The organism is Kitasatospora sp. HPM-01-4, from assembly GCF_051374625.1.
GTDB lineage: Bacteria > Actinomycetota > Actinomycetes > Streptomycetales > Streptomycetaceae > Kitasatospora.
Genome location: NZ_JBPQGP010000009.1, coordinates 40,854 through 62,940, shown reverse-complemented (window position 1 = coordinate 62,940; position 22,087 = coordinate 40,854). Strand labels below are relative to the sequence as shown.

Annotated in this window: 23 protein-coding genes; 12 read left to right on the top strand and 11 right to left on the bottom strand. The window is 73.0% G+C overall.

Annotated features, from left to right (window positions below; translation table 11 throughout):
• Positions 1–315: 315 nt before the first annotated feature.
• The 4 genes from ACSMTC_RS40005 to ACSMTC_RS39990 all read right to left on the bottom strand — a co-directional run bounded on the left by ACSMTC_RS40005 (position 316) and on the right by ACSMTC_RS39990 (position 5,155).
• Positions 316–2,274 carry an ABC transporter ATP-binding protein gene (locus ACSMTC_RS40005; RefSeq protein WP_436565045.1) on the bottom strand — a complete coding sequence of 653 codons (1,959 nt, stop codon included), beginning with the start codon at positions 2,272–2,274 and terminating at the stop codon, positions 316–318.
• Between the two features lie 66 nt (positions 2,275–2,340).
• Entirely contained in the window at positions 2,341–3,039 is a 699-nt protein-coding gene (locus tag ACSMTC_RS40000; protein WP_436565044.1) for a lasso peptide biosynthesis B2 protein, read from the bottom strand.
• The gene (locus ACSMTC_RS39995) at positions 3,036–4,880 is read right to left on the bottom strand and encodes an asparagine synthase-related protein (RefSeq protein ID WP_436565043.1); all 1,845 of its coding nucleotides are present in this window, start codon (positions 4,878–4,880) and stop codon (positions 3,036–3,038) included. The genes ACSMTC_RS40000 and ACSMTC_RS39995 overlap by 4 nt, the downstream gene beginning before the upstream one ends.
• 131 nt (positions 4,881–5,011) lie before the next feature.
• Positions 5,012–5,155: a lasso RiPP family leader peptide-containing protein gene (locus ACSMTC_RS39990; protein WP_436565042.1), complete on the bottom strand. Its 144-nt coding sequence runs from the start codon at positions 5,153–5,155 to the stop codon at positions 5,012–5,014.
• Between the two features lie 158 nt (positions 5,156–5,313).
• Here ACSMTC_RS39990 and ACSMTC_RS39985 point away from each other — a divergent pair, with 158 nt between their 5' ends.
• The 4 genes from ACSMTC_RS39985 to ACSMTC_RS39970 all read left to right on the top strand — a co-directional run bounded on the left by ACSMTC_RS39985 (position 5,314) and on the right by ACSMTC_RS39970 (position 9,675).
• Entirely contained in the window at positions 5,314–6,582 is a 1,269-nt protein-coding gene (locus ACSMTC_RS39985; protein ID WP_436565041.1) for a helix-turn-helix transcriptional regulator, read from the top strand.
• Positions 6,583–6,975: 393 nt separating this feature from the next.
• A complete protein-coding gene (locus tag ACSMTC_RS39980) occupies positions 6,976–7,584 on the top strand; it encodes a hypothetical protein (protein ID WP_436565040.1) in 609 nt (202 codons plus the stop codon).
• A gap of 184 nt (positions 7,585–7,768) precedes the next feature.
• The gene (locus ACSMTC_RS39975; RefSeq protein ID WP_436565039.1) at positions 7,769–9,388 is read left to right on the top strand and encodes a 3'-5' exonuclease; all 1,620 of its coding nucleotides are present in this window, start codon (positions 7,769–7,771) and stop codon (positions 9,386–9,388) included.
• Positions 9,388–9,675: a hypothetical protein gene (locus ACSMTC_RS39970; protein WP_436565038.1), complete on the top strand. Its 288-nt coding sequence runs from the start codon at positions 9,388–9,390 to the stop codon at positions 9,673–9,675. Before ACSMTC_RS39975 ends, ACSMTC_RS39970 begins: the two co-directional genes overlap by 1 nt.
• A 7-nt stretch (positions 9,676–9,682) precedes the next feature.
• Here the strand turns inward: ACSMTC_RS39970 and ACSMTC_RS39965 are convergent, their stop codons facing one another.
• From ACSMTC_RS39965 to ACSMTC_RS39955, 3 genes are all read right to left on the bottom strand, one after another.
• Positions 9,683–10,264 (bottom strand): hypothetical protein, encoded by a 582-nt coding sequence (locus ACSMTC_RS39965; RefSeq protein WP_436565037.1) that lies wholly within the window; start codon positions 10,262–10,264, stop codon positions 9,683–9,685.
• Between the two features lie 29 nt (positions 10,265–10,293).
• The gene (locus ACSMTC_RS39960; RefSeq protein ID WP_436565036.1) at positions 10,294–11,208 is read right to left on the bottom strand and encodes a hypothetical protein; all 915 of its coding nucleotides are present in this window, start codon (positions 11,206–11,208) and stop codon (positions 10,294–10,296) included.
• 431 nt (positions 11,209–11,639) lie between these two features.
• On the bottom strand, positions 11,640–11,834 hold the full coding sequence (locus ACSMTC_RS39955; protein WP_436565035.1) for a hypothetical protein: 195 nt from the start codon (positions 11,832–11,834) through the stop codon (positions 11,640–11,642).
• 175 nt (positions 11,835–12,009) lie between these two features.
• On the opposite strand from ACSMTC_RS39955, the gene ACSMTC_RS39950 reads away from it, so the two are divergent.
• Both ACSMTC_RS39950 and ACSMTC_RS39945 read left to right on the top strand, forming a co-directional pair.
• Positions 12,010–12,219 carry a hypothetical protein gene (locus ACSMTC_RS39950; RefSeq protein WP_436565034.1) on the top strand — a complete coding sequence of 70 codons (210 nt, stop codon included), beginning with the start codon at positions 12,010–12,012 and terminating at the stop codon, positions 12,217–12,219.
• Between the two features lie 145 nt (positions 12,220–12,364).
• On the top strand, positions 12,365–13,087 hold the full coding sequence (locus ACSMTC_RS39945; RefSeq protein WP_436565033.1) for a restriction endonuclease: 723 nt from the start codon (positions 12,365–12,367) through the stop codon (positions 13,085–13,087).
• 80 nt (positions 13,088–13,167) lie between these two features.
• On the opposite strand, the gene ACSMTC_RS39940 is transcribed toward ACSMTC_RS39945, so the two are convergent.
• Together ACSMTC_RS39940 and ACSMTC_RS39935 are read right to left on the bottom strand one after the other, a co-directional pair.
• The gene (locus ACSMTC_RS39940; protein ID WP_436565032.1) at positions 13,168–13,440 is read right to left on the bottom strand and encodes a hypothetical protein; all 273 of its coding nucleotides are present in this window, start codon (positions 13,438–13,440) and stop codon (positions 13,168–13,170) included.
• Entirely contained in the window at positions 13,437–14,453 is a 1,017-nt protein-coding gene (locus ACSMTC_RS39935) for a recombinase family protein (RefSeq protein ID WP_436565031.1), read from the bottom strand. The genes ACSMTC_RS39940 and ACSMTC_RS39935 overlap by 4 nt, the downstream gene beginning before the upstream one ends.
• A gap of 233 nt (positions 14,454–14,686) precedes the next feature.
• Here ACSMTC_RS39935 and ACSMTC_RS39930 point away from each other — a divergent pair, with 233 nt between their 5' ends.
• The 3 genes from ACSMTC_RS39930 to ACSMTC_RS39920 all read left to right on the top strand — a co-directional run bounded on the left by ACSMTC_RS39930 (position 14,687) and on the right by ACSMTC_RS39920 (position 17,448).
• A complete protein-coding gene (locus ACSMTC_RS39930) occupies positions 14,687–15,454 on the top strand; it encodes a hypothetical protein (protein ID WP_436565030.1) in 768 nt (255 codons plus the stop codon).
• A 74-nt stretch (positions 15,455–15,528) separates the two neighbouring features.
• On the top strand, positions 15,529–15,987 hold the full coding sequence (locus ACSMTC_RS39925; protein WP_436565029.1) for a RapZ C-terminal domain-containing protein: 459 nt from the start codon (positions 15,529–15,531) through the stop codon (positions 15,985–15,987).
• Between the two features lie 264 nt (positions 15,988–16,251).
• A complete protein-coding gene (locus ACSMTC_RS39920) occupies positions 16,252–17,448 on the top strand; it encodes a hypothetical protein (protein WP_436565028.1) in 1,197 nt (398 codons plus the stop codon).
• A gap of 183 nt (positions 17,449–17,631) precedes the next feature.
• Here ACSMTC_RS39920 and ACSMTC_RS39915 read toward each other — a convergent pair whose 3' ends face one another.
• Together ACSMTC_RS39915 and ACSMTC_RS39910 are read right to left on the bottom strand one after the other, a co-directional pair.
• Positions 17,632–18,219 carry a flavoprotein gene (locus ACSMTC_RS39915; protein ID WP_436565027.1) on the bottom strand — a complete coding sequence of 196 codons (588 nt, stop codon included), beginning with the start codon at positions 18,217–18,219 and terminating at the stop codon, positions 17,632–17,634.
• Positions 18,216–19,457: a helix-turn-helix domain-containing protein gene (locus tag ACSMTC_RS39910; protein ID WP_436565026.1), complete on the bottom strand. Its 1,242-nt coding sequence runs from the start codon at positions 19,455–19,457 to the stop codon at positions 18,216–18,218. Before ACSMTC_RS39910 ends, ACSMTC_RS39915 begins: the two co-directional genes overlap by 4 nt.
• 80 nt (positions 19,458–19,537) lie before the next feature.
• Between ACSMTC_RS39910 and ACSMTC_RS39905 the strand changes: the two genes are divergently transcribed.
• From ACSMTC_RS39905 to ACSMTC_RS39895, 3 genes are all read left to right on the top strand, one after another.
• Entirely contained in the window at positions 19,538–20,068 is a 531-nt protein-coding gene (locus ACSMTC_RS39905; RefSeq protein ID WP_436565025.1) for a hypothetical protein, read from the top strand.
• 159 nt (positions 20,069–20,227) lie between these two features.
• Positions 20,228–20,956, top strand: a complete 729-nt coding sequence (locus tag ACSMTC_RS39900) for a hypothetical protein (protein WP_436565024.1) — start codon at positions 20,228–20,230, stop codon at positions 20,954–20,956.
• 165 nt (positions 20,957–21,121) lie between these two features.
• Positions 21,122–22,042, top strand: coding sequence for a hypothetical protein (locus tag ACSMTC_RS39895; protein WP_436565023.1), 921 nt, complete (start codon positions 21,122–21,124; stop codon positions 22,040–22,042).
• The last annotated feature ends 45 nt before the right edge of the window (positions 22,043–22,087 follow it).

Genomic DNA, 22,087 nt, shown 5'->3' with positions numbered 1-22,087 from the left:
CGTTGGCCCCGGCGTCCTATCTCTGACCCCAGCCGCAAAGTAGCTCGCGGGGTTTGTCCACGGTTCGTCAGGTTGCCCGTTGCCCTGGGGCCGCTGGTTCGTTGAGCCGGTCGGGTGATCCCGTATCAAGCTCGCCTCCGGCTGAGACAGCGCTAAGGGCGGCCCCGGCTTGGATGGTCGGGGCCGCCCCTCGGCGTGCTCGGCGACGACGAGAAGGCGGCAGCGACATGACGGACAAGCCCAGGGGAAAGCCGGGCCAGCCCCCTACAGCCTGGCTGGCCGAGGGCCGCCCGCGCTTGCCCTGGGCCCGGTCGGTTACGGGACGGGGACGGGGGTGTAGGCGCGTGCCTGGGCGGTCCACATCGCGGCGTACTCCCCGTCCGCGGCCAGGAGGCTGCTGTGGGTTCCCTCTTCGAGGATGCGGCCGTGGTCGAGGACGATGATCCGGTCGGCGTTCTGGGTGGAGCCGAGGCGGTGCGTGATGAGGATGACGGTTCGGCCGGCGGCGAGTTCGCGGATGCGGTCGTAGGCGGCCTGTTCGGCTCGGGGGTCGAGGGCGCTGGTCGGCTCGTCGCAGATCAGCAAGGGTGCGTCCTTGCGGGCGTAGGCGCGGGCTGCGGCGATCCGCTGCCACTGGCCGCCGGAGAGGTCCCGGCCGCCGGACTGGGCAGGGCGGATGTGGGTGTCGAGGCCGTCGGGCAGTGAGTCGATGACCTCAGTGGCGCCTGCGGCCCGGGCGGCGGCGAGAACGGCTTCGTCGCGCTGGTCGCCCTGGCCGAGGGTGATGTTCTCGCGGATGGTGGCCTGCCAGCGGGCGATGTCCTGGGGCAGCATCGCGAGGCGGGAGAAGAGTTCGTCGGGGTCAACGGTGGTGAGATCGGTGGTGTCCCACGTGACGGTGCCGCTGGTGGGGGTGTAGAGGCCGGCGAGGAGTTTGGCCAGGGTGGACTTGCCGGCGCCGTTGTGCCCGACGATGGCAAGGATCTCCCCACGTCGGACGGTGAGGGAGATGTCGGTGAGGACGGGGGCGGCGGCGCCCTCGTACGCGAAGGTGACGCGGTCGGCTCGGATGCTGGCGGGGCTCACGGGAACCGGAGCAGGCGCTGCCGGAAGGGTCGTACGGGCCTTGGCGTCGGCGAGGAAGGTGGCCCAGTCGTCGAGGTACAGGCCCATGCGGTAGGTGGTGGTCACCCCGGTGGCCATGCCGTTCAGGAGCGCGCGGCTGGTCTGGACGGCGATGAGGGCGGTGGCGGCGTCGGCGGTGGGAATCCGGCCGTGGACGGTGAGCCACAGCAGAGCGCCGTAGACGCCGAGGGTGGCGACGCCGGCCAGGGTGTCGCCGGCGAGTTGACGGCGGGCGTTGTCGGCGCCGATCCGGGCGGTGTGGTCCTCCAGGCGGCGGCTGACGGTCTGGTACTGGTCGAGGAGCCAGGTCCGCATGGTGCCGGCGCGGACGTCCAGAGCGGTGGTGCGTCCGGCGGCGAGGTACATGAGGATGTGGCGGGTCCGGCGGTCACCGACGGCGTGCCGATCGGCGCGGTGGGTGGCCTGGGCGGCGCGGGCGGCGGCCCAGGCCCGGGGCAGCACCGCCAGCAGCAGCAGGGGCAGCAGCAGCGGGTCGAGGGTGGTCAGCACGCTGGCGGCGGCGGTGATGCCGAGAGCGGCCCCGGTGACGGCGACGAGGGATTCGAGGACCGTGTGGGCGTCCTTGGCGGCGCGGTCGGCGGCTTCGCCGTGATCGCACCAGGCGGGATTGTCATAGGCGGCGAGGGGGACGCGGGTGGCCGCCTCCAGGTAGGCGAGTTCGGCGCGGCTGTCGATGGCCGGCCCGAGGCGGGCGGTCGTCGTGACGGCCCCGGCCGAGGCCAGGGAGCGGGCGGCGGCGACGGCGGCCAGGGCCAGCAGGGTGGAGCCGGCGCGGTCGAGCTGTTCCAGCGGGGTGCCCGCCGCGAACAGGACCGCAAACGCGGCACGGGTGAGGTGGAGAGCGGCGGCGGTCAGCACACCGGTGGCGAACTGGAGGCCGAGCAGGCGCAGCAGCGCGGTGCGGTCGGCCCGCCAGGCCAGGGCCAGGGCGATGCGGGCCAGGCGGGGCAGCGTGCGGGCCATCGTGGCCAGGCTGTCGGTGTGGTCCTCGTGGCGTTCGCTGCCCAGCGTCCAGGCGGGGAGCGGATCGGGTGCCGGGCGCCGGCGGCGGAGCCGGTTGCCGATCCGCTCCCGGAGGGAAGTGCGGGGGTGCGGTGCGGCTGGGGTGCGGAGTTGTGTGTCTGTCACACCTGCCGCAACGCCTCACCCGTACGGGTGGACACGGCCATACCCCTCGTCCATCACCAGTTCGAATCAGCCGGTGGTGAGGACGGGCAGGTACGGCCAGATCCGGTCCGTCTCCTCCTGACCGATCACGTGCCCTTCGGCGACGACCCAGGCGTGGGCGCCGCGCGGCGCGAACCGGACCCCCAGCACCCAGCGGACCGGCCGGCCGGTGAAGGCCGAGCCCAGATGGACCGCGAGAGACTCCTCCAGGCACGCGACACGGCCGGGCCACCACGTCCCGACGGCGCGCACCGCGGCCAGGACGGCTTCGGCATCACGGATGCGGGCCGGGCGCCCGGGCAGCCGGGCCGCGGCGCGGCCAACGGCGTGAACGTGCCGGATCGGCAGCAGCCGCAGCAGCAGCAGAGCGCCGGCCACGCCGATCCCGGCAGCGATCCAACCGCGGATCGAGGGGCGGGCGGTGGGGGCGAAGCAGACCTGCGGGGACGGGCTGGGCGCGGTGCGGTGGACGGGGCGGCCGGCGAGAAGGCGCTCCAGGTCGGCGGCGACGCGCACCAGGTCGGCCCGGACCCGGTCGGGGTCGGCGCCGGTCGCAGCCCACCGGGCGGTGAACTCCTCGATGGCGGCAGCCCGCTCGACGGCGCCCGACGGCAGGTCGAGGAGGTCGGCGCCGATGGGGTCGAGGACCGTCCACCGGCCGGTCGCAAGGTCGAGCACGCCCGCACCGGCGGGGCCTCGGGCGGCATGGACCCGGGCCCGGCTCACCGGGCGCTCTCCCGGACCGGGGCCGGCTCCCACCAGCCGTCGAAGGCGCTGTGGCGGTTCATCAGCCACACCTCGGCGGCGACCAGGGCGTGCAGGCTCGCCAGGTCGGCCGCAGAGCCGTGGATCGTCCGGTCCAAGGAGGCCAGGACGGCGGTGGTGTCGATCAGGCCCGCCTCGGCCAGCGCCGAGCCGGTGAGCAGAGCGCGCAGGGCGAGGGAGTTGGCGCGCACGCCGCCGTAGATGCCGTTGAACGCGGTTTTGGTGCGGCGAGCCAGGACCAGGGCGTGGACCAGGCCGCTGAGGGCGGCGCGGGCCAGGGGCTTGAAGTCGCCCGGGTGGCGCCGCTCCCAGGCGGGGACGGCGTGGCAGATGTCGATGATCCGGGTGTCGAGGAACGGGGCGTGCACCGGCAGGTCGAACAGGGCGCGGGTCAGGGTGTCGAGGTGGGCGAACTCGGCGCCGGTGGCCTCCAGGGCCAGGCGCTCGCGCAGCGCACCGGGGCCGATGGCGGGGTCGGCGGTCTGTGCGCGGGCACCGATGAGGTCGGCCACCGCGGTGCGGCCGGTGGGGGTGAGCCAGCCGGCGGTGGACAGCGGCCCGCACCAGCGGGCCACGTCGGCGGCGTCGGGAAGCCCGCGTGGTGCGGCGCCGGCCGAGACGGAGTCGGCGAGGTGGGCCAGCGCCTTCGGGTAGGAGCCGCGTGCGGCAGCTGCGGTGGCGCGCAGGACGGGGTGGGCGGCGCCGCGGCGCTCCCGCGCGAGCCGGTGGGCGTCGCGCAGCCCGGCCGCGCGGGCACCGACGCGGTAGCGGTCGGCGGGGGAGGCGAACGCGTCCAGGACGTTGTCTCCGCCCCACCCGGTCAGGTGCCCGGTGCTGCCGGCGGCGACGGCGGGGGCGAGCTGGGCCTGCATGATGCCGAGCATGGCGACGCTGAGCGCGGGGGCGTCGGTGACGGGAATCCCGGTCGGGTCGGTGAGCCGGTCGAAGTGCCGGCTGCCGGTGAGTCGGCCGTCCACCAGGTGTCGGGTGATGGCCGGGGTGGCGTCGGCGATCTCGGCTGCGTACTGGGTGTCGTCCTGATCGGCCATCGCCGCATCCACGTAGGTGATGGCGATGAGGTCGGTGTGCGCGGCGGTCAGGCAGGTGATCGAGCTGGAATCGACACCGCCGGACAGGTCGCTCGACAGCGGCCGGCCACTCAGAGCGCGGCGGCCGACCGCGAGCGGCAGTTCGTCGCGCAGCTCCTCGGCGGCGGCGGCGAACGAGCGCGAGGCTGGGATGGGGAGCCGTTCGATCGCGGGCGCGGTGTCGGGGGTGAGGGTCAGCGCGGCTCCCGGCGGGACGCGGTGAACGCCCGCGAACCAGCCGTCAGTGCCGGGCTCCGCGCCCCAGGTGGTGACCTCGGCCAGCAGGCGGACCAGGTCCGGGGCGGTACCGGTGAGAGCGGCGAGGGCGGCAGCGGACGTTGACCAGGTCACTGCTGCCTCGGTGGCGGTCCAGTGCACCTGGACGGCGGCGGCGCGGTCTCCCATGATCCGCACGGTGCCACTGGCCCGGACGATGGTCAGGTAGGAGCCGGGCAGTCGGCCGGCCTCGTGCCAGCGGCCGCGCGCGGCGGCGTCAGCAGCGTTCCGGGCTTCCTCGGCGGTGGGCAGGCATGCACCGGCGAGGATCACCTCCGCGGTGCCGTCCCGGGACACCGCGCGCCTCAGTTCGTTGGGGGCGTGGTCGACGGTCCAGGCGCGCAGGGTGCCGTCGTTGTGGATCTCGTGTCCGCCGCGCGGGCGCGGGCCGACGGTGGGCGTGGACGTAGGGGTGACCGTGCCTGCGACGTACCTCATGTCGGGGCTCCCTGCTGGAGAGGCGTTCCGGAAGTAGCGACGCGCGCCCGGAACGGGCCGGCCCGTGAGGACCGGCCGCGTCCCGGGCGCGCGCTCACCCAAGGCGGCGCTGTTCAGCGCCGGGGGGGCGGTCAGCCCTGGAAGTACATGGTGGAGTCGGGGTTGTTGAAGCCGCCGCTGCCGAGGGTGACCTCGGCGACGTCGCCCAGGTCCTCCAGGGCCGGCGCCACGTAGCCGGTCTCGATCTCGGTCTCGGTGGTGATCACGATGTCCATCTCTGCCTCCGAAGGGGGGATGTTCCGTGTCCGGCTCGGTGGCCGGCTGACAACGAGAGTGCCGCCAACTCCGGTGTTCGAAAAGACATTTCGTGTCACTCTGTTGTCATACGGCGTACCCGTTGTGATGTCACCTGGTGGGGTGCTGTCATGGTCGAATGGCTGATCCGGGAGGGGTGCGCCTGCGGGCCGCCCGTGAGATGTTCGGCTGGAGCGGCGCCGACCTGGCCGGACGGGTAAGAGAAGCGGCGGTCCGACGGCGGCTGAGGTCAGGATGCAGCCGGCAGCTGGTATCTGACTGGGAGTTGGGGAAAAAGCACCCTAGTGACGAGTCCCAGATTCTGCTGGCGGACGCCTTCGACGTGCCCAAGGCTATGGTGCAGACGCGCCCCTGGCCCACCTGGCTCCCCAGCCCCGACCAGGAAGAGACCACCGTGCCACTCAACCGACGCGACTTCGTGAAGGCGGCCGGCATGGCCGTCGCCCTGCCGGCCGTCACCGCCCAACCGACCTCGGCTGCCGAGCGAACCCCGCTGGTGGGCACCGAGACCGTCCAGCGCCTGCAGGCCGCCGTCCTGCCTCTGACGACGATGCCGACCGTCGAGCGCCAGCACATGGTGCCGATGCTCGACTCCTGCCTCGCCACCGTCACCGGACTCCTGCACACCGCCCGCTACGACACCCGCACCGGGGTGGGCCTCAACCAGCTCGCCGCGCAGCTGGCGCAGACCTGCGGCTGGACCCGCTTCGACATCGGCGAGCAGGACCAGGCAACCGCCCTGTGGGGCCGGTCCCTCGGCCACGCCAAGGCCGCCGGCGACCGCGACATGGTCAGCAGCGTCGTCGCCGACTTCGCCTACCAAGCGATCTGGACCCACAACCCCCAGGAGTCGGCCCGGCTGATCGACGGGGCTCTCACCCGCCCAATGCACCCGACCGTGCGCTCCCTCATGCACCTGCGCAAGGCCCGCGCCCACGCCGTCCTCGGCGAAGGCACCGCCTCCCGCCACCACCTCGCCAAGTCGGAGACCGAACTCGCCCGCAGCAGCGCGGGCGAGGTTCCGAGCTGGGCATCCTGGATGAGCGAAGCGGACGTCGAGATCGACGGCGGCCGCTGCCTCATCGACCTCGGCGAGCAGATCCCGGGCATGCGGCGCATCGACCGAGGCCTGTCCCTGCTCACCAAGCCCCGCTCCAAGACCTACGCGGTCTTCCAGACCTACCGGGCCGAGGCCCTGGTCCACGAAGGTGAGATCGAGGAAGCTGCTGCCGTGCTGACCAGCGCACTGGGGACAGCCCGGCTGATCGGCGCGACCAGGTGCATCGACCAGGTCGCCCAGATCAGCGACCGACTCCACGACCACCGGTCGGTAGCCGGCGTCGAGCAACTGCTGTCGAACGTGAGGGCCGCCCGGACGGCCGCGTGAGGCAGTCACCAGTCACCCCAAACCACCTGCGGGCCGATGGTCCCTCCGTCCTGCAGGCCGCGTGGGGCAGTCGCGCATGCTGCTCGCGCGTGAGGACGAGGACCTGGGGTGGTGCTGGAGACGGCGCGCGGCCTGACCGCCGTCCTCGGCCCGCTACTCGAACGGATCCCGCCAGCCGATCCTCACCAGCGCCCGGTCCGCGTCGTACCGGACCGCCAGCAGGCGGGGACGTCGGATACCGGGGAGGTGCGGCCCGGCCCGGGCTACTGGGCCCGCCGTACCGGCACGCGCTGAACTGGTAATTCTCCCTCGCTCTATCATTTCCTCCCGGGATTCATTTTCGAGGCCGCGCCCGGCTTGCCCGCGGCTGGCTTTCTGCGGTTTACTTGTGCTATGGAGAAAAAGCGCATCACCGTGTGGGTCACCAAACCGATCAAAAAGGGCCTGGAAAACCACATCAGCAAAGCACGCGCCGCCGAAAAAACGTGGATCGAGAAAGAGGTCGAGCAGGGCCGTGACCGGCGCGAGGCCCGGATGGAGGCGGCGCGGCTGCGGCCCGAACGCTGGCCTACCCAGGACGTCCTGGTGACCGACGCGGTGCGGCGCCGCCTGGAGCGCGAGGACCTCGCCGGCCCCGCAGGCGGGGGTGAGTGGGAGCCGCTGACGAAGGCCGAGCAGGCCCGCCTGAGGCTTGCCGGCCGCTGGCCGGGCCCGGACACCACGGGCCTGGTGGCCGAGTGTCAGTTCGGCCTGCCAGTGGACCTGGTGGAGCGACTGCGGACCGCATCGTGGCGGGTCTCGCAGGACTGGCTGCGACTGCTGGAGGAGGAGGACCTGATCGGCCGGCCCCTGGACGGGTACGAGCGCGAGCGCCGCGACGAGCTCGCCGCGAACCTCATGTCCCCGCCGCACATCGTGCGCCAGGCCCTGGCCGCGCCGTTCGCCCTGTTCTGGCGCCCGTTGGCCAAGAAGCCTGCGGAGATCGAGGCGGAGGACCAATAAATGAAACGATATCGTTTAAATTCCCTTGAATACGCGCGCACGCACAAATCGGCTCGGCGGGTGATTTCTGTAGTTTCTTGAGTTGCTTGCGCCAGGCCGTTTCCGGTGTTAGAACATTGCTTGCCGGGGAATCGTCCGGCGGGATTCTCGCGGGCCTTTCGCGCCCGCCGAACGGGAGTGCGAGATGGCGGCAAAGAAGAAGCAGGCGGGGTTCGGTCCGGTCCAGCTCGGCAACGAGGTGGGGCTGGCGCAGTGGCAGGTCGAGCGGGGGCAGAAGCGCGGGCTGGTGCCGCGCCCGGCGCTGGCCAGTGGCCGGTGGTCGGACGAGCAGGCGGCGGAGTTGAAGGAGAGGGCGGGGCAGGTCCGGGAGGTGCTGGGTGACCATCCGGGCTACGGCGCGCGGCGCACGGCCGAACTCCTGGAGGAGGCCACGGGGGTGGAGGGCCTGCAGGGCAGTGACGTGGAGGAGCTGGTCGAGCGGGGCCTGCTGACGGCGGTCGGCGAGTACGACGGGTGGCCGCTGTACGACCCGCGCGACGTCGCCGCGTTCACCGACACCGCGGTGCTGCAGGAGGTCATGGCCGCGCGGCACCTGTGGGTGGAGACCAGCATGAGCACCGCCTCGGCGGCCGAGCGCTGCGGGCTGCCGGAGAGTGGGTTCGAGTCGGCGGCCCGGGAGAAGGGGCTGACGGCGGGGCGGTTCGAGCGCTGGGCGGTGGCGGTGGTGGAGCAGGTGGCGGGCAGGCCGGAACCGCCGGCCGACCCGCGGGCGTGCCGGCTGCTGGGCCCGGAGCAGGCGGTGGCGTACCTGGGGGTTCGCCGGCTGGACCTGGACCGCTGCGTCGAGGCGGGCTGGATCGCCCCGTACACCCACTCGCTGCTGCAGGTGGGCTACCGCAAGACCGTGCGGGTGCCGAAGTTCGTCACCTGGGAGCTGGACGCGCTGCTGGCACGCGAGGACGTCGACTGGACGGCGGTGCGGGCCACCCCGGCCGGGCGGCCCTCCGTGCTGGGCCGGCGCGGGCCGACCCGGGCCGACCTGGTCCACGCCTTCGTCGGCCAGGTGCTGACCGAGCAGCACGGCGTGACGGCCTGGGCCCGCTTCCGCAACGCCAGCGACATCTGGACGATCGACTGGATCCCGACCGAGACCGGCACGCCGGCGGCGGCCCAGGTCCGCGAGCTCCTCGACCAGGACCCGCAGCTGGCGCCGTTCAGCAAGAAGGTCCGCCTGCTCGGCGACGAGATGCGGATCGTCCACTGGGCGCGGCAGATGCTGCAGCCCGGCCGCGCCGTCCTGTGCGACACCGAGACGGTGGACCTGTGGGGGGCGGTGTGCGAGATCGCGGTCGTCGACTGCGCCACCGGCGAAGTCCTGCTGGACACTTTGGTGAATCCCGGCGTGCCGATCAGCGAGGGCGCCCGCGAGGTGCACGGGATCTCGGACGCTGACGTCGCGTCGGCGCCGACCTGGGACCTGGTGCTGCCGCGGCTGCTGGAGGTCACCCGGGGCCGGACCGTACTCGCCTACAACGCCGAGTACGACCGGTCGGTGACCGTGTCCGACACCCGCAGGCTCGGCCTGGACCCGCAGCACCTGGGCAAGGCGGACACCTGGGACTGCGTGATGGAAGCGCTGGCCGACTGGGACGGCAGCGGCCGGTGGTCGCCGTTGGGCGGCGGCCACCGCGCGCTGGGGGATGCGGGTGCGGCGCTGAGGGTGCTGCACGAGCTGGCCGAGCCGCCGCAGTGGTGCGTGCCGAAGAAGCTGCGCCGCCCGGCACCGGTCGCGGTGGGTGCGTGATGCCGCAGATCAGGCTGATGGGCTCCGACGAGAGCGCCGTCGAGGAGACGGCCCAGGCGATGCTGCGGGCCCTGCGGGCCTCCCCGGAGCTGGTGGTCGGCGACGTGTCGACGGTGCCCAACCGGCGCGGTCCGGGGATGCGGGTGTATGTCGAGCTGCTGCTGCGCGAGCCGGGCGAGCAGACGGTGACGGTGACCGTCGAGCGCGAGGCCCGGGCCGAGCAGCACCGTTCGCCGGCACGGGTGCGCGGCGCGCGGGCGGCGCTGCCGCCGGCGGCCTCGAGGTGATGGCCGGTCAGCCGATCCGCTCGGCGGTGTAGGAGGCGATTCGCTCCGCGTCGTGGCCCATCAGGGCGGACAGGTGTGCGCCTGCCCACAGGGCGAACGTCAGCGCCACCTCGCGGGCGTCCTCGACCTCGCTGCCTTCCCGCAGGTAGCGCAGGTACGGCACGGCGATCCGGGCCAGTTGGTCCGCCCCGGCGGGCTGGTCCGGGCGGGCGGTGGCGTCCGCGGCGATGACCGACATGATCTCCACGGCCGTCGGCCCGGCCGGGTGCGGGTGCTTCTGGCCCTGGCACACCCGGTCGCCCTCGTCGCGCAGCCAGCGGTCGAGGCGTTCCTGGTCTCCTTGGTGCTGGAGGACGTAGGCGATCATCTCGGTGGCGAGCCACTCGGTCAGCAGCAGGGAGTCCTCCGCCAGGGTCCCGGTGGCGTGCCAGGTCTCCAGTGCGGCGGTCAGCGCCCGGTACATCTCCCAGTTGGCTGGCGGCATGCCGTCGCCGCCTCGCCGGTGGTGGACGGCCTCGGCCGTGGCGGTCGTGCGGATCAGCTGGAACGCGGTCGTGCGCCGCGTGGTCTCGGCGGTGGTCTCGGGCATGGTGGGCCTTCCTGTGCCGGGGGCGGCGGTCAGCGGGGTCGGCTGGCGGCGAGTTCGCCGGCGAGGGCCTGGCGGAGCTGGGGCAGTGTCTTGGTGGCGCCGAGGGCGGCCAGGAACTCGTCCGTGCTCCAGCCGATCAGCGCGCCCTGGCGGGCGAGGTAGAGGCTCAGCACGCGGATGCGGTGCTGGTCGTCGTAGTCGAGCAGCAGGTAGCCGGCCAGCTGGTAGAGCTCGCGGATCCCGATGTTGGTCGGCTTCACGGTGGCTTTGCAGTCGATCAGTTCGCCGCCGGTGACGAAGTCGGCGTCGGCGCCGCCGACGTGCGCGCTGCCGGCGAACACCGGGCCGCACGCGACCTGGCGCCCGGGCAGCCACCCGAGGGCCTCGGGGTCCGCGGCGAGCTGCAGCTGGGCGTCGATGTCGGCGAGCGCGTACGGCGGGACCGCCTCGAGCAGGCTATCCAGCGTGCTGGCGGCGCTCGCCTCGGCGAGCAGCCCCTCGACTTTGCCGGAGCGGAAGACGGCCTCGAAGTGCGAGGCGAGGAAGCACAACCGGACCAGGCGCTCGCCCTCGGGCCCGGCCAGGGCCAGCGGCGGCGTGCTGGTGTGCGTGGTGAGTTCGGCGATCATCTGCTGACCGGCGCGGTGGATCGCGGCGCTGGCCTCGGGCGGCGGCCCGGCCGGCCGGCTGCCAGCGAAGGCGTCGACGCCGATCCGGATCGGCGGGCCGTAGGCGCTGCCCAGGCTGATGCGGATGCGGTGGTCGATGGTGTGGCCCAGCATCGGCCAGGCGATCTCGCCCTGGTGGCGCGGGCGCAGTGGCCTGCGCAGCTGCCCGGCCCAGTGCCCGTACCGGGCCGCGAGCTCGGCGACGCCCGGCAGCTCGCGCGCGAAGAACCGGGAGATCGGCGAGTCGGGCCGGCGCAGTTCCGAGGTGAGGCTCACCAGCGCATTCTCCCGCCCGGCCAGCCCCTGGTGACGGCCTTTCGGAGAAGTGCACCCCGGTGCTGGTCTGCGTCGACAAGTCGATCCTGGTTACCGGTTCTGGAGCCCGGCCCGGGCCTGTCAGCCACGGCGGCGCCGCGCCCGCCCACCGGCGGGCGGAGGCAGTCGAGCCGCGCGGCCGGCCACGGCTGTGCGGCGCAGCCACCCGCGCGGCGCCCGCCACCCCCGCTGTCGTTTGACGTCTCCTCGACCAGCCATCGGGGACTCTCAGGACCGCTGCCGCTCACCGCGGACAGGCGGATCGCAACGCACGCCGCACGCGAAGCGCGCTCAGCCACCGTCCTTGGCCCTGGGCCCTACGGGCGGGCGGTCTCGCTGCCGCCCCGCGCGGGCACCGCGGTGGAGCCGGCCGGGGCGGTAGGGGCGGGGGCCTACGCAGGCTCGACCCGGATCTCGAAGTCGAGTCCGCCGATCTCCAGCCCGACCCCGACCTCGCCCAGGAACGCGGAGATCGGACGCACGCGGGTGACCAGTGGGTGGGCGCCCAGCAGCTCCACGATCAGGTCCCTGACCCCCTCGCAGCTGGGGCCACTGGTCGGTGTGATCTGCAGGTCCTCGGCGTCCATGTCCTGGTCAACGACCGCGCCAGCGAGCGGGTGACGCCGCGATGTGCGCTCCGGTGCGCGGCTGACGATCATCTGCTCCGAACCACAGGCCCGTGACAGGGCGTTATGGCATGCTCACCCGAAGGGCGACGGTGGTCGCCATACGGACAACCGAGGTACCAGGGGTGGGACCAACATGCTGTCGGTCAGCGCGGCCGTGTTCTTCGCAATCGTTATCTACGCGCTGCTTGCCCGGCGTACCGAGGCCCGCAGCCGTGTGAATGAACGGCTGACCGCGTTCGTCTGCGTGGTGTTCGGCGTCCTCATCGCGTCGAGCTCCTGGGGGCAGATGATCCTGCACTTGGTCGGGAGCGTGGCCGACGCGGTGAACCAGGCGGTCCGCTGACGCTCTGGTGTGCGCTTCCGTGCGCGGCTGACGCTCTGTCAGGGATGGGTGATGTGATGGGTGCCGTAGGCATGTCCACGTACTGGGGGTGGGGCCGGGTGGCTCGGCTGGCACGAACCGCGACTGATCGCATCGGGGGCGGCCGGTGAGTACGCACAGACCTCCGGCTCGCCGCAGCGGCGGGCGCCGGCCGAAGAAGAAGGACGACGGGTCGGAGCTGCTGCTCGTCCTGGGCGGCGTGGTGGTGGCCGTCGTCCTCGTGCTCGCGGTGCTGCGCTGGCTGGCGGCCCACGTCTGGGTGGTGGTCGTGCTGGCGCTGATCGGGGTCGGCGTCGCGGTCTTCTTCGTGCGCCGGCTGCTGGAGCAGAAGCGGGCGGCGGAGGCCCAGCGGCTGGCCGACCTGGAGCGCCAGCGCCGGCTGCGGCTCACGCTGACCGGGCCGGGGGGCTTGGACCACATGCGGCACGACGCCTTCGAGTTCGCGGTGCGCGACCTGCTGCTGCGCGACGGCTACGCGGCTCAGCGGGTCGGGCAGGGCGGCGACCAGAGCGCGGACGTGCTGGCCACGGACCCGATGGGCCGGACTTGGGTGTTGCAGTGCAAGCACAAGCAGGACCCGATCGGCGGGGCGCCGGTCTCGGTCGGCGTGCTGTACAGCCTGGTGGGCGCCAACGAGCGCGTGCACAAGGCCCAGGTGCCGGTGGTGGTGACCAACGGCCGGTTCACCAAGCCGTCGCAGAAGTGGGGCGCCGAGCAGAGCGTGCTCCTGGTCGACCGCGAGGTCCTGGGGCGCTGGGCGTCCAGCGGTCGGCCGCTGTGGGAGTTGCTGCCCCGCATCCCGGGGCCGCGCGGCGGCCAGAACAACTGATCTGGCCTCACCACGAAGCAGGGCCCCGTGTTCGCGCGGGGCCCTGCTTCGTGGTGATGGTGTTCTCGAACGCGGGGCTGCTACTCGCGGCACTCGCAGTTCGGGTTCGGTGTCGGGTGGGCGGGTTGGCTCGTACGGGTGACGCTACGGGCCGGGGGCTCGGGTGTCCGGGGGAGTGCGAGCGGTCGGCGACCGCCGGCTTCCCTCACCGGACCGGCGGCGGCCTCGGGCTGGCCGACGGCCTCGCCGAACCAGATCGCCTCGGCCCTGGGTGTGTGAACGACGGGAGCAGGGGGCTCCTGGCGGTCGTAGCCGGAGCCGAGCTGGCGGCGCCGGGGTGGAGGCTGCGTCATGCTGCTGGGCTCCTGACCTCGATGGCTGGGCGGTCGATGGCGCGGGGGCGGGGGATCTCCTCGCCGGCCTGCAGCGCGGCGAAGTCGGCTTCGGCCTGAGCGACGGCCTCGGGGTACGCCTGGCGCTTGGCGTGCTCGGCCAGCGCCCGGTAGATGGTGGCCACGCCGGGGCTCTGGCCCTTGCGCTTGCCGGTGGGGATGATCAGGTCCGGGCGGATCTGCTCGACGGTCTCGCCGTTCGCGCGGCGGCGCAGCACGGTGTGCAGCATGTCGTCGGTGATGACGGGCGGCCGGCCGCCGTGCTTGCCCTTGCGGGCCGCGGTGTCGAGCCCTTCGAGGGTGGCCTCGCGGATGCTCTCGCGCTCGGTCTCGGCCATCGCGGCGAAGAAGCCGAAGAGCAGCCGGCCCGGGCCGCTGGGGTCGTAGATGCCGGGCAGTGGGCCGGCGAGCATCTCCAGGACCAGGCCGTGGGCGGTGAGGTGGTCGGCCAGCGCGGTGAGCTCGGCGGCGTCGCGCCCCAGCCGCTTCATCTCGTAGACGGTGAACAGCACGCGGCAGTGCGGGGCGTGGGCCTTGATCTCGCGGGCCGTGGCCAGGGCTGCCTCGAACTGCGGGCGGACCCGCACCCGGGTGCTGATCTTCTCGGAGAAGATCTTGTCGCGCGCGATGCCGTGCGCGCTGAGCGCGTCCAGCTGCGACTGCAGTTCCTGGGTGAGGTGGCTGCAGCGGGCGTAGCCGATGCGGATGTCGGCGCCGGGGGTGTCGGAGGTGGGCGGGGCCGGCGGCGGGGTGCCGGGGCGCCAGGGCTGGCCCGGGCCGCGGCCGGCCGGGGTCGGCACGCGCAGCAGCTTGGCGAGCCGGGGCACCTTGGTGAAGCGGCCGGTGTGGTAGATCGAGGCGACGGCGCCGCCGCGCGATCGGCAGGGCGATCCGGGCTGGACCCCGCAGCGGGTGCAGGGGTGGCGCTCGATGTCGTCGGCGTCGTCGGGGGGCGGTTCGTGAGAGTCCGTCACCCCCAGATTTTCTCACAATGCAGTTCCCACAAGGGGGTTGATCCCGAAACTGAGTGAGAACGTGTTGCGGGAACGGATCCGGCTCCCAGGGCACCTTCGCCGGCTTCGGTTGATCTTGCTCTCAGAACGGATCGTTTCAGGGAAATAGGAGGCGGACCGGCCGGGCGCCTTCGCACTCATGCACGACTGTCCAATGGCTTGACATGTCTAGTGAGTTGACACATCATCAAGTCATGAGCACTGAGCGTGAGCGCACGATGGCAGAACTTCGAGCCTGGGGCGCCGAGCCCGCCGGGACGACCCGCGCCCGGTTGGTGGCGGCGGCCTGGCGCGCGGGCGAGCGCAACATCAGCGCCCTGGCGGAGGCCGCCCGGGTCTCCCGCCAGACGATCTACACCGATCTGGAGTCGCACGGGATCGACGCCCGTGCCGAAAGGGTTCTGGGAGGAACCGTGTTCGAGAAGCTGACGGAGCTGGACGGCCACACCGGCGACCAGGACGCCGACAACCGGCTCCTGCACGAGCGCTGCCAGGCCGCGGCCACCACGGAGGAGGCCGCGGAACTGCTCAGGGAGTCGCTGATCCTGCACCACTCGATCAAGTGGCACAACAACCTGGTGGAGCTCGCGCCGAAGGAGATCGAGGCCCGGGCCGAGCGGGACCGCGCGCTGCACGCGGTGGACCTGCGATGGGAGGCACTGGCCACCACGCCGAACTTCCAGGCGGCCCACCACGCCTGGATCCTCACCCACGACCAGGCCCACCAGGCGGTCGCGGCCTGGCAGACGGCGGCCCAGGCGTGTGTCGACGTGCCGGGCTGGGCGGACGCGATCGAGTGGGGCCTGTACGCCAAGCACGTCCCGGAGGCCAACCGGATTCCCCGGATCACCGAAGACCCGGCCGAAACGGCGGCGGCCCTGCTCGACGCGCTCGACACCGAGCACGCCCGCCGGCGGGAGCTCGCCGCGCAGACCCTCGCCGTAGCCGGCGCCGCCCAGTAGCAGCGGTGCGGCCACGGAAAGAGGAAACGGGAAACCCCTGTTCAGGGCCCCAAACCACCGATGGAATGGACGACATGAGCAACGACAGCACCGCACCCGACGACCTGACCGGGTTGTACCCGGTCAACCACATCCAGGCGGTCTTCACGACCCTGGGCACCCTTCACGGGGACCTCCCGGAGGGCAACGGCCTGGTGGTCGACGTGACCCGCGCACTGCGCAACCCTCCGGACGACCCGCAGGTGCGCGACCGGATGCTCCGGCTCACCGGGCTGGACGCCGAAGTGCGGGACTACGTGCTCGCCACCCCCGGCGCCCGGCAGCTGATCGAGGACGTGATCGAGCAGGCGTGGCTGCTGCACACGCACTTCACCAATCCGCGCCGCAAGCTGCTGAACATCTACGTGAAGTGCAGGGGCGGGCTTCACAGGTCGGTGGTCGTAGCGGAGGAGGCCGCGGCCGGCCTGCGGGCCCGGGGCGTCGGCGTCGAAGTCGAGCACCGCGACATCGGCAAGGGCGTCGTCACCAAGTAGGCGGTCCGGGACCGTCGCAACCGGCCCCGGACCAGCACAAATGATCGCATCTCCCGGCCCCCGCACAGCAGTGCGGGGGCCGTCGCGTTTCCCGGAGAGGGCAATGGAGTCAACAGAGGTATTGGAGTGCGTGTTCTTACGGCGCGCACATCAATCGAAACCGCGACTCGAACTTAATGAATACTCGTCAACCAGTTGACAGATAGCCGAACTTGACGACAACCTGTTTTCAGGCGGAGATGCCGCCGAGGGAGGAGACCTGAGATGACGAACGATTCCGTGGCCGTGCCGGACATCAGCCTGGCCCGCTACGAGGCACCGCGCGTGAGCGTGACGCCGGTGGCCGAGGTGATCTCGTCCGAGCCGATCGGGGGCCGGATGGAACCGGGGCACTACCAGCACCTGCTGCTGAACACCGCCACCGGGGAGCTGAGCTTCCACGAGTCGACCGAGCACCTGGAGCCGTGGAACCCGGCCTGGCGGGCCATCAACGACGTGCCCCGCGAGACCTGGAAGCGCTGGCACCCGGGCGACCACTTCAGCTTCCGGGGGCCGCACATGTGGTTCCAGCCGGTCCCGGAGCTGCTGTCCTGGACGATCGACTCCGGGGTCAAGGAACTGCCCTACCTGGACGCCGTCGCAGCCAACGCGCTGCTGACCGAGCTGGCCCCGTACGCGCAGTCCCTGCTGAACAGCCTGTTCCAGGCGGGCGGCGAGCTGGACTGGTCCGCCGACTCAGCCCGCGCGGGCCGCAACATCGGACGGCTGGTCTCCCGGCACCGCCAGGCCGCCGGCCCCGAGGTGGACGCCGACCTGGTCGACTACACCGAGATCGTGCAGCGCTTCCCCCAGGTGTACAAGCCGGGCCTGCTCGGCAAGTCGCTCGACAAGCTCGCCGAGGAGTGCGAGTACATCACCCGCTACCTCGGCTTCAACGAGCACTGGCACCCGGAGATCAAGAAGGTCTACGGCACGCCCTCCAGCGACGGGACCTGTGTCCACCTGGACGTCATGGGCGTGCGGGCCTGGTACCGGACCCTGCTCCTGGACGGAGACCCGCGCCCGGTGCGCGACTTCGCGGACTGGGACGCCGAGCACGGCCGCCTGAGTGCCGGGGAGATCGTCTCGACCACCACCGACGCCGAGTTGGAGGGCTGGGCCGAGCGCGAGGAGGCACGCGCCGGGCAGGCCGGCCTTCGCCTGCTGGGAGCCCTGGAGGCCGCCCGCGGCCACCGCGCACGGCTGCGGGAGCAGGACTGGGACCGCCTCGCCGTGGTCGGCGCCGACGTCGCCCGCCTGGAGCGGGAGCTGGCCGACGCCCGCAGCGCGCGGCTGGAGCTGATCAACGGGGCGATCGCCTGGGGCCAGGGGGACACGCCCATTGCGGAACGCGCCCGCATGACCCGCCAGGCCGTGTACAAGATCCGCACCAACGACAAGGCCGACGGCGAGACCAAGTAGGCGGCCCGGGACCGTCGATACCGGCCCCGGACCAACCCCCATGATCCACCCCCGGGCCCCCGCACAGCCGTGCGGGGGCCCTTCGTGTCTCCTGAGGAACCAATGGAGTCAACAGAGGTATTGGGGCCGGACTGCGGGTTCAGCCGGATCGTCGCCGGCACCGCGAGCGCAATGGTGGAGGTGTCACGAACCGATTGTGGGAGACGGCACCGATGAGGGCAGCGCGGCGATCGCCGCCGACCACGGGTAGGTCTCCGGCTTGCTCTGCCCGGGCGGGTGGGGAACGAAGCCGTCCTCGCCGCCGAGCAGCACGTTCACTCCGGCGCCCCGCAGGGCGGTGACGTTGCGTTCGACGGCGGGGTGGGCGGCCTGGGCGTTGTTCCAGTGCGGCAGGGCAACCACGGCCGGGCGGTGCGCGAGGCCCAGGGCCTCGGTCAGCAGGCCCACCGCGAGGGTGTCGCTGTGACCGTCGGCCCACTTGTTGAGCGTGTTGAAGGTGAGCGGGACGGCCAGGAACGCGTCCGCCGGCGGCAGGACGTCGGCCTCGGTGGGCAGCTTGTACTGGTGCCGGACGGGGTGGCCGGTCAGCTCGGTCAACTCCTTGGTGCCGAACCCCAGCTGCGGGTCGGGGTCTTCGAGAGCCCAGCGGTAGGCGTAGGGGGTGAGGACGAGACAGACGTCCCACCCGTAGCCCTGGGCGAGGCGGATGCCGTGGGCGATCCGGCGCACGGGCGGGGCGGCACAGGCGACGACGTACAGGGTTCGACTCATCCGGGCAGTCCACAGCGATCGGCCAGTGCGCGCAAGCGGCCCTGGACGGGGCCGGTGCCCAGCAGCCGCAGGTCCTCGACCAAGCGGCGGGTGCGCGGGCGGCAGTGCACTTCCTCCGGCACCTCGTCCTCGGCCTTGAGCAGGGTGGTGACGGCGTCTTCGTAGCGGCCGGCCTGGGTGTAGCCGCGGGCGAGGTCACTGTAGAGGTGGGCCCGGCGTTCGCGTGGCAGTGCGGCGGTCGCCGGCGCAGGGATCTGGCCAGCGACGGCGACCGCGTTGGCGCCCTCGATGAGCTGCACGTGCGCGGCGACGCGGTACAGGCGGCAGTTGGTGGAGCCGAAGGCGGTCCAGAGTTCGTTGCCGTCGCGGCCCAGCCGGACGGCGTGCTCGTCGGCCTGGTCGAGGAGCTGGAAGACGGCCGCCGCGGCCGGCCTCTCGCCGACGGCCTCGGCGATCGCCGCCTGCGCGAGCGCGGCCTTGAGGTAGAGCATGCCGAGCACGCTGGTGCTCGCCGCCGAGCCGCCGCGCGCGGTCAGGTCGGGGGTGAGCCGGTCGGCGGCGGCCAGGACGAAGGCGGCGGCGGCCTCGGGCTGGCCGTGGCAGGTCATGGCGTCGGCCAGGTGGCGGGCGGCGGACGCCTTGATGACGGGGTCCTCGGACCGCTCGGCTGCGGCCACCGCGCGGTGGCCGGCCAACAGGGCCAGGTCGGTGTCCCCGGCTTTGATCGCGGCGGCCTCGGCGAGCTCCAGCGTCAGTGAGAGCAGTCGGCAGGCGGCCAGTTGCTCGTCTCCGGACAGCTGGGCGGCGGCCTGGTTGGCGGCGAGCACGAGGTCGGGGACGGTGCGCCCGACCGACGCGAAGTGGCCGGACTGGAAGGCGCTGCGGGCGTGCACCAGTTGGGAGCGCAGGGCGGCGACGGGCAACGGATCGCCGGCGCTGCTGCCCGCCGTGCCAGTGAGCACGTCGTGGTGCTGCAGCGCGGCCCGGATCATCCCGAGCTCGGTCTCATCCGCGCACTTCGCCGTCGGCGCGTCAGCGAGCAGCGCTTCCAGGGGGATCGTCAGGACCCGGGCGATGGACTCCAGCACCGACAGCCGGGGGTCGCTCTGCCGTCGGCCGCCCTCCAGGTCCTCGACCCAGCGCACCGACCTCTCCAGCAGCGAGGCGAGGACGTCCTGGGTCATGCGCCGGCGGATCCGCCAGTAGGCGACGCGGCGGCCGATTGCCTGTCCGTTCACGGTGCTGCTCCGGGCTGGGGGACCACAGGCCACGCACTATGCGTGGGTACGGTCCGTTGTACCCGGATTACGGTCCGAACATGGCCAGTTCATTGGAGACCGTGCCCGCCTCGGTGGGGTGGGCGGTGCTGCGGGAGCCGGACGCGTGGACCGTCCACCGGATGAGGTACGCCTGCGAGCACCACGCCGTGCTGGTGCCGTGCGGGGATGCCTGGGACGCGGTCGTGGTGGCGCCGCTGGAGCGGGGCCTGGCCGCGCTGGACGTCCTCGGCCTGCCGCTGGAGGACGGCTACGGGGTGCTGGCCGACTACGCCCGCCGCGAGCTGGTCGTCCAGGTCCCGCTCGGCGGCGCGGTGGGCCTGGCCGGTCTGGAGGGGGTGCGGGTGCTCTCGGCCGGCTCCTGGCTCCTGGTGCCCGCCAACCGCCTGCAGTGCCACTACGCGGCGACCTGGCTCAGCGGCATGGGCGAGTACGGCAGTTCGTACCTCGACCCCGCTGAACTGCGCGAGGCCCTGATCGAGGCGGACGCCACTCGCGCCCGCCTGGGCTTGGCCGCCTTGAGCCGGGCGGTGACCGGAGCGAGTGCGGGCGGGCCGGTCACCGCCCCCTGATTGGCCGGTACCGACCTATCCCCCGCGGCCGGTGCCGGTCCAGGCCCCCGGATCCCGTCCTGGCTCCGGGGGCCCTGTCGTGCCCGCCGCGGCTGGCCTGGGGACGACCCACGCACCGTGCGTGGGTGCGGCGCGCGGCGGCGCCCCTAGATTCCGGTCATGGCACACACCCTGAACTCCCCTGCAGAAGAAGAGGACGGAGCCGGTCTCTTCCCGGCTCCGCGGACCCCGGACGAGGCGCCGGCGCTCGAGGCCCGCTCGGTCCTGTCCGCCGTCGGGCGCGACCTGGTGCGCGCGGTGGGCGACGCCAGCGCGGCGGTGCGCTACCTCAACGCCGTCGGCGAGCACGACGTGACGGTCAGCGCGATCACCGTGCTGGAGTGCCTGGGCTCCACCCAGGCCGAAGCGCTGCAGGCCGGTGCGGACGCGCTGCGCTACGGCGACACGCTCACCGTGCACGGGCTGCTGTGGGCGCGGGTGCCCGGGGTCGAGGACCGGCTGGTGCCCGGGCCCGAGCAGGTGTGGAGCTACCGGCTGATGCTGCTGGTCTCCACGCTGGACCCGGAGCTGGGCGAGGTCGAGGACCCGACGCACCAGGCCGACGCCGGGAACTGCGGAGTGGTCATCTACCTCGACGCGGGCACCACCGCCCCCGAGCGGGCGCTGACGGGTCTGCCCCGCCAGGGTCTGACCCAAGCGGGAGCGCTGCAGGCGGCGGCGGACACCGTCCGTCAGCGCCCCGAGCTGGCCATCGAGGGCCTGCTGTGGGCGAGGGTTGCGGCGCGTCGCGCCGGCGCGTGGGAGTACCGGCTGACCCTGCTGACCGCCTCGGCGGGTGGGCGCGAGGGCGGGCAGCAGCCCGTCTACCTCGACCAGGCCGGGCGGTGACCGGGCGCCTGGGCGCCGCTCGGCGCAGGAGACCCCCATCCGACGGGTGGGGGTCTCCTGCGTGCCGGTTGGTGGCCCGCTTGCTCCCGCTGGTCAGGGGCCTGGGCTGTGACAGAGCCGGCCGCTACGGTCAGCGCAACGTGGTATCGGGGCGGGGGTGTTGCTGTGCTGTTGGGAGAGCCGGGCGGGACTGAGCTGGGTGCGCTGGCCTGCGGACAGGTCTGGGTGTGCCCGGTGTGCGCGTACGCGGTTCGCGGTGAGCGGGCCCGGGAGGCGGGGCTGCTGACGGCGGCCCACCTGCGGGCCGGCGGGCAGGCGTGGGCGGTGGTGTGTGATCCGGGCGAGGTCGAGCAGGCTGGGCTGGCCGCGCGCTGGCAGCTGTTGTCGGCCGCGTGGCGCCGGGTGGTCTCGGGTTCGGGCTGGGCGGCGGAGGCCCGCCGCAGCGGTCGCGTCGGCGTGGTGTGGTCCCCGGAGGTGACCTGGTCGGGGCAGGACGGGTGGCGGGTGGTGCTGCGGGTGCTGCTGCTGGACCACCCGCTGCGCGAGGAGCTCCACCAGGAGACCGTGGCCCGCTGGACGTCGCAGTGGGCGGCCGGTGCCGGGGCGAGCGGCGCACGGGTCTCCTGGCGGCCCGTCACGGACACGGTCGCCGCAGGCGGGCACGTGGCGGCGGTGTGCGACGCTGGCGCGGGGCGCCGACTGGGCGAAGGCGCCCTGGGGCCTGCGGACCTGCTCGCCCGGGCCCGGCGCACGGGGGAGGAGCCCTGGTGGGAGCTGTGGCGCGAGTACACCCGGGCGGCCACCCCGGCCGCCCGCGGCCACCGCAGCCCGGTGACGTTCTCCCGGGGGCTGCGCTCCGCGCTGCTGCCCGGCCTGGTCCACCGGGCCGACGCGGACCTCGCCGTCGAGCAGGCCCGCGCGACGGTGCCGGCGCTGACCGGCAGGGCCTGGCGACGGCTGGCAGCGGACGGCGCGCTGCAGCTGCAGGTGCTGGACGCCGCGCTGCGGGGCCCGGCGCACCTGTCCTGGACCCTGGCGGACCACGGCCTGGCCGCCGGCGAACCGGCCCGGTTAGCGGCTGCCTGACCTGCGCAGGTTTCATAAGTAGCCGGTCGAATGAGGCAGTTGGGG

Coding starts and splice junctions, on each gene's coding strand:
- ACSMTC_RS39905 (WP_436565025.1), top strand. CDS start 19,538: ATGGCCAGTTCATTGGAGACCGTGCCCGCCTCGGTGGGGTGGGCGGTG.
- ACSMTC_RS39920 (WP_436565028.1), top strand. CDS start 16,252: ATGACGAACGATTCCGTGGCCGTGCCGGACATCAGCCTGGCCCGCTAC.
- ACSMTC_RS39970 (WP_436565038.1), top strand. CDS start 9,388: ATGCCGCAGATCAGGCTGATGGGCTCCGACGAGAGCGCCGTCGAGGAG.
- ACSMTC_RS39985 (WP_436565041.1), top strand. CDS start 5,314: ATGGCTGATCCGGGAGGGGTGCGCCTGCGGGCCGCCCGTGAGATGTTC.
- ACSMTC_RS39900 (WP_436565024.1), top strand. CDS start 20,228: ATGGCACACACCCTGAACTCCCCTGCAGAAGAAGAGGACGGAGCCGGT.
- ACSMTC_RS39930 (WP_436565030.1), top strand. CDS start 14,687: ATGAGCACTGAGCGTGAGCGCACGATGGCAGAACTTCGAGCCTGGGGC.
- ACSMTC_RS39990 (WP_436565042.1), bottom strand. CDS start 5,155: ATGGACATCGTGATCACCACCGAGACCGAGATCGAGACCGGCTACGTG.
- ACSMTC_RS39955 (WP_436565035.1), bottom strand. CDS start 11,834: ATGGACGCCGAGGACCTGCAGATCACACCGACCAGTGGCCCCAGCTGC.
- ACSMTC_RS39975 (WP_436565039.1), top strand. CDS start 7,769: ATGGCGGCAAAGAAGAAGCAGGCGGGGTTCGGTCCGGTCCAGCTCGGC.
- ACSMTC_RS39940 (WP_436565032.1), bottom strand. CDS start 13,440: ATGACGCAGCCTCCACCCCGGCGCCGCCAGCTCGGCTCCGGCTACGAC.
- ACSMTC_RS39925 (WP_436565029.1), top strand. CDS start 15,529: ATGAGCAACGACAGCACCGCACCCGACGACCTGACCGGGTTGTACCCG.
- ACSMTC_RS39995 (WP_436565043.1), bottom strand. CDS start 4,880: ATGAGGTACGTCGCAGGCACGGTCACCCCTACGTCCACGCCCACCGTC.
- ACSMTC_RS39950 (WP_436565034.1), top strand. CDS start 12,010: ATGCTGTCGGTCAGCGCGGCCGTGTTCTTCGCAATCGTTATCTACGCG.
- ACSMTC_RS39980 (WP_436565040.1), top strand. CDS start 6,976: ATGGAGAAAAAGCGCATCACCGTGTGGGTCACCAAACCGATCAAAAAG.
- ACSMTC_RS39965 (WP_436565037.1), bottom strand. CDS start 10,264: ATGCCCGAGACCACCGCCGAGACCACGCGGCGCACGACCGCGTTCCAG.
- ACSMTC_RS39915 (WP_436565027.1), bottom strand. CDS start 18,219: ATGAGTCGAACCCTGTACGTCGTCGCCTGTGCCGCCCCGCCCGTGCGC.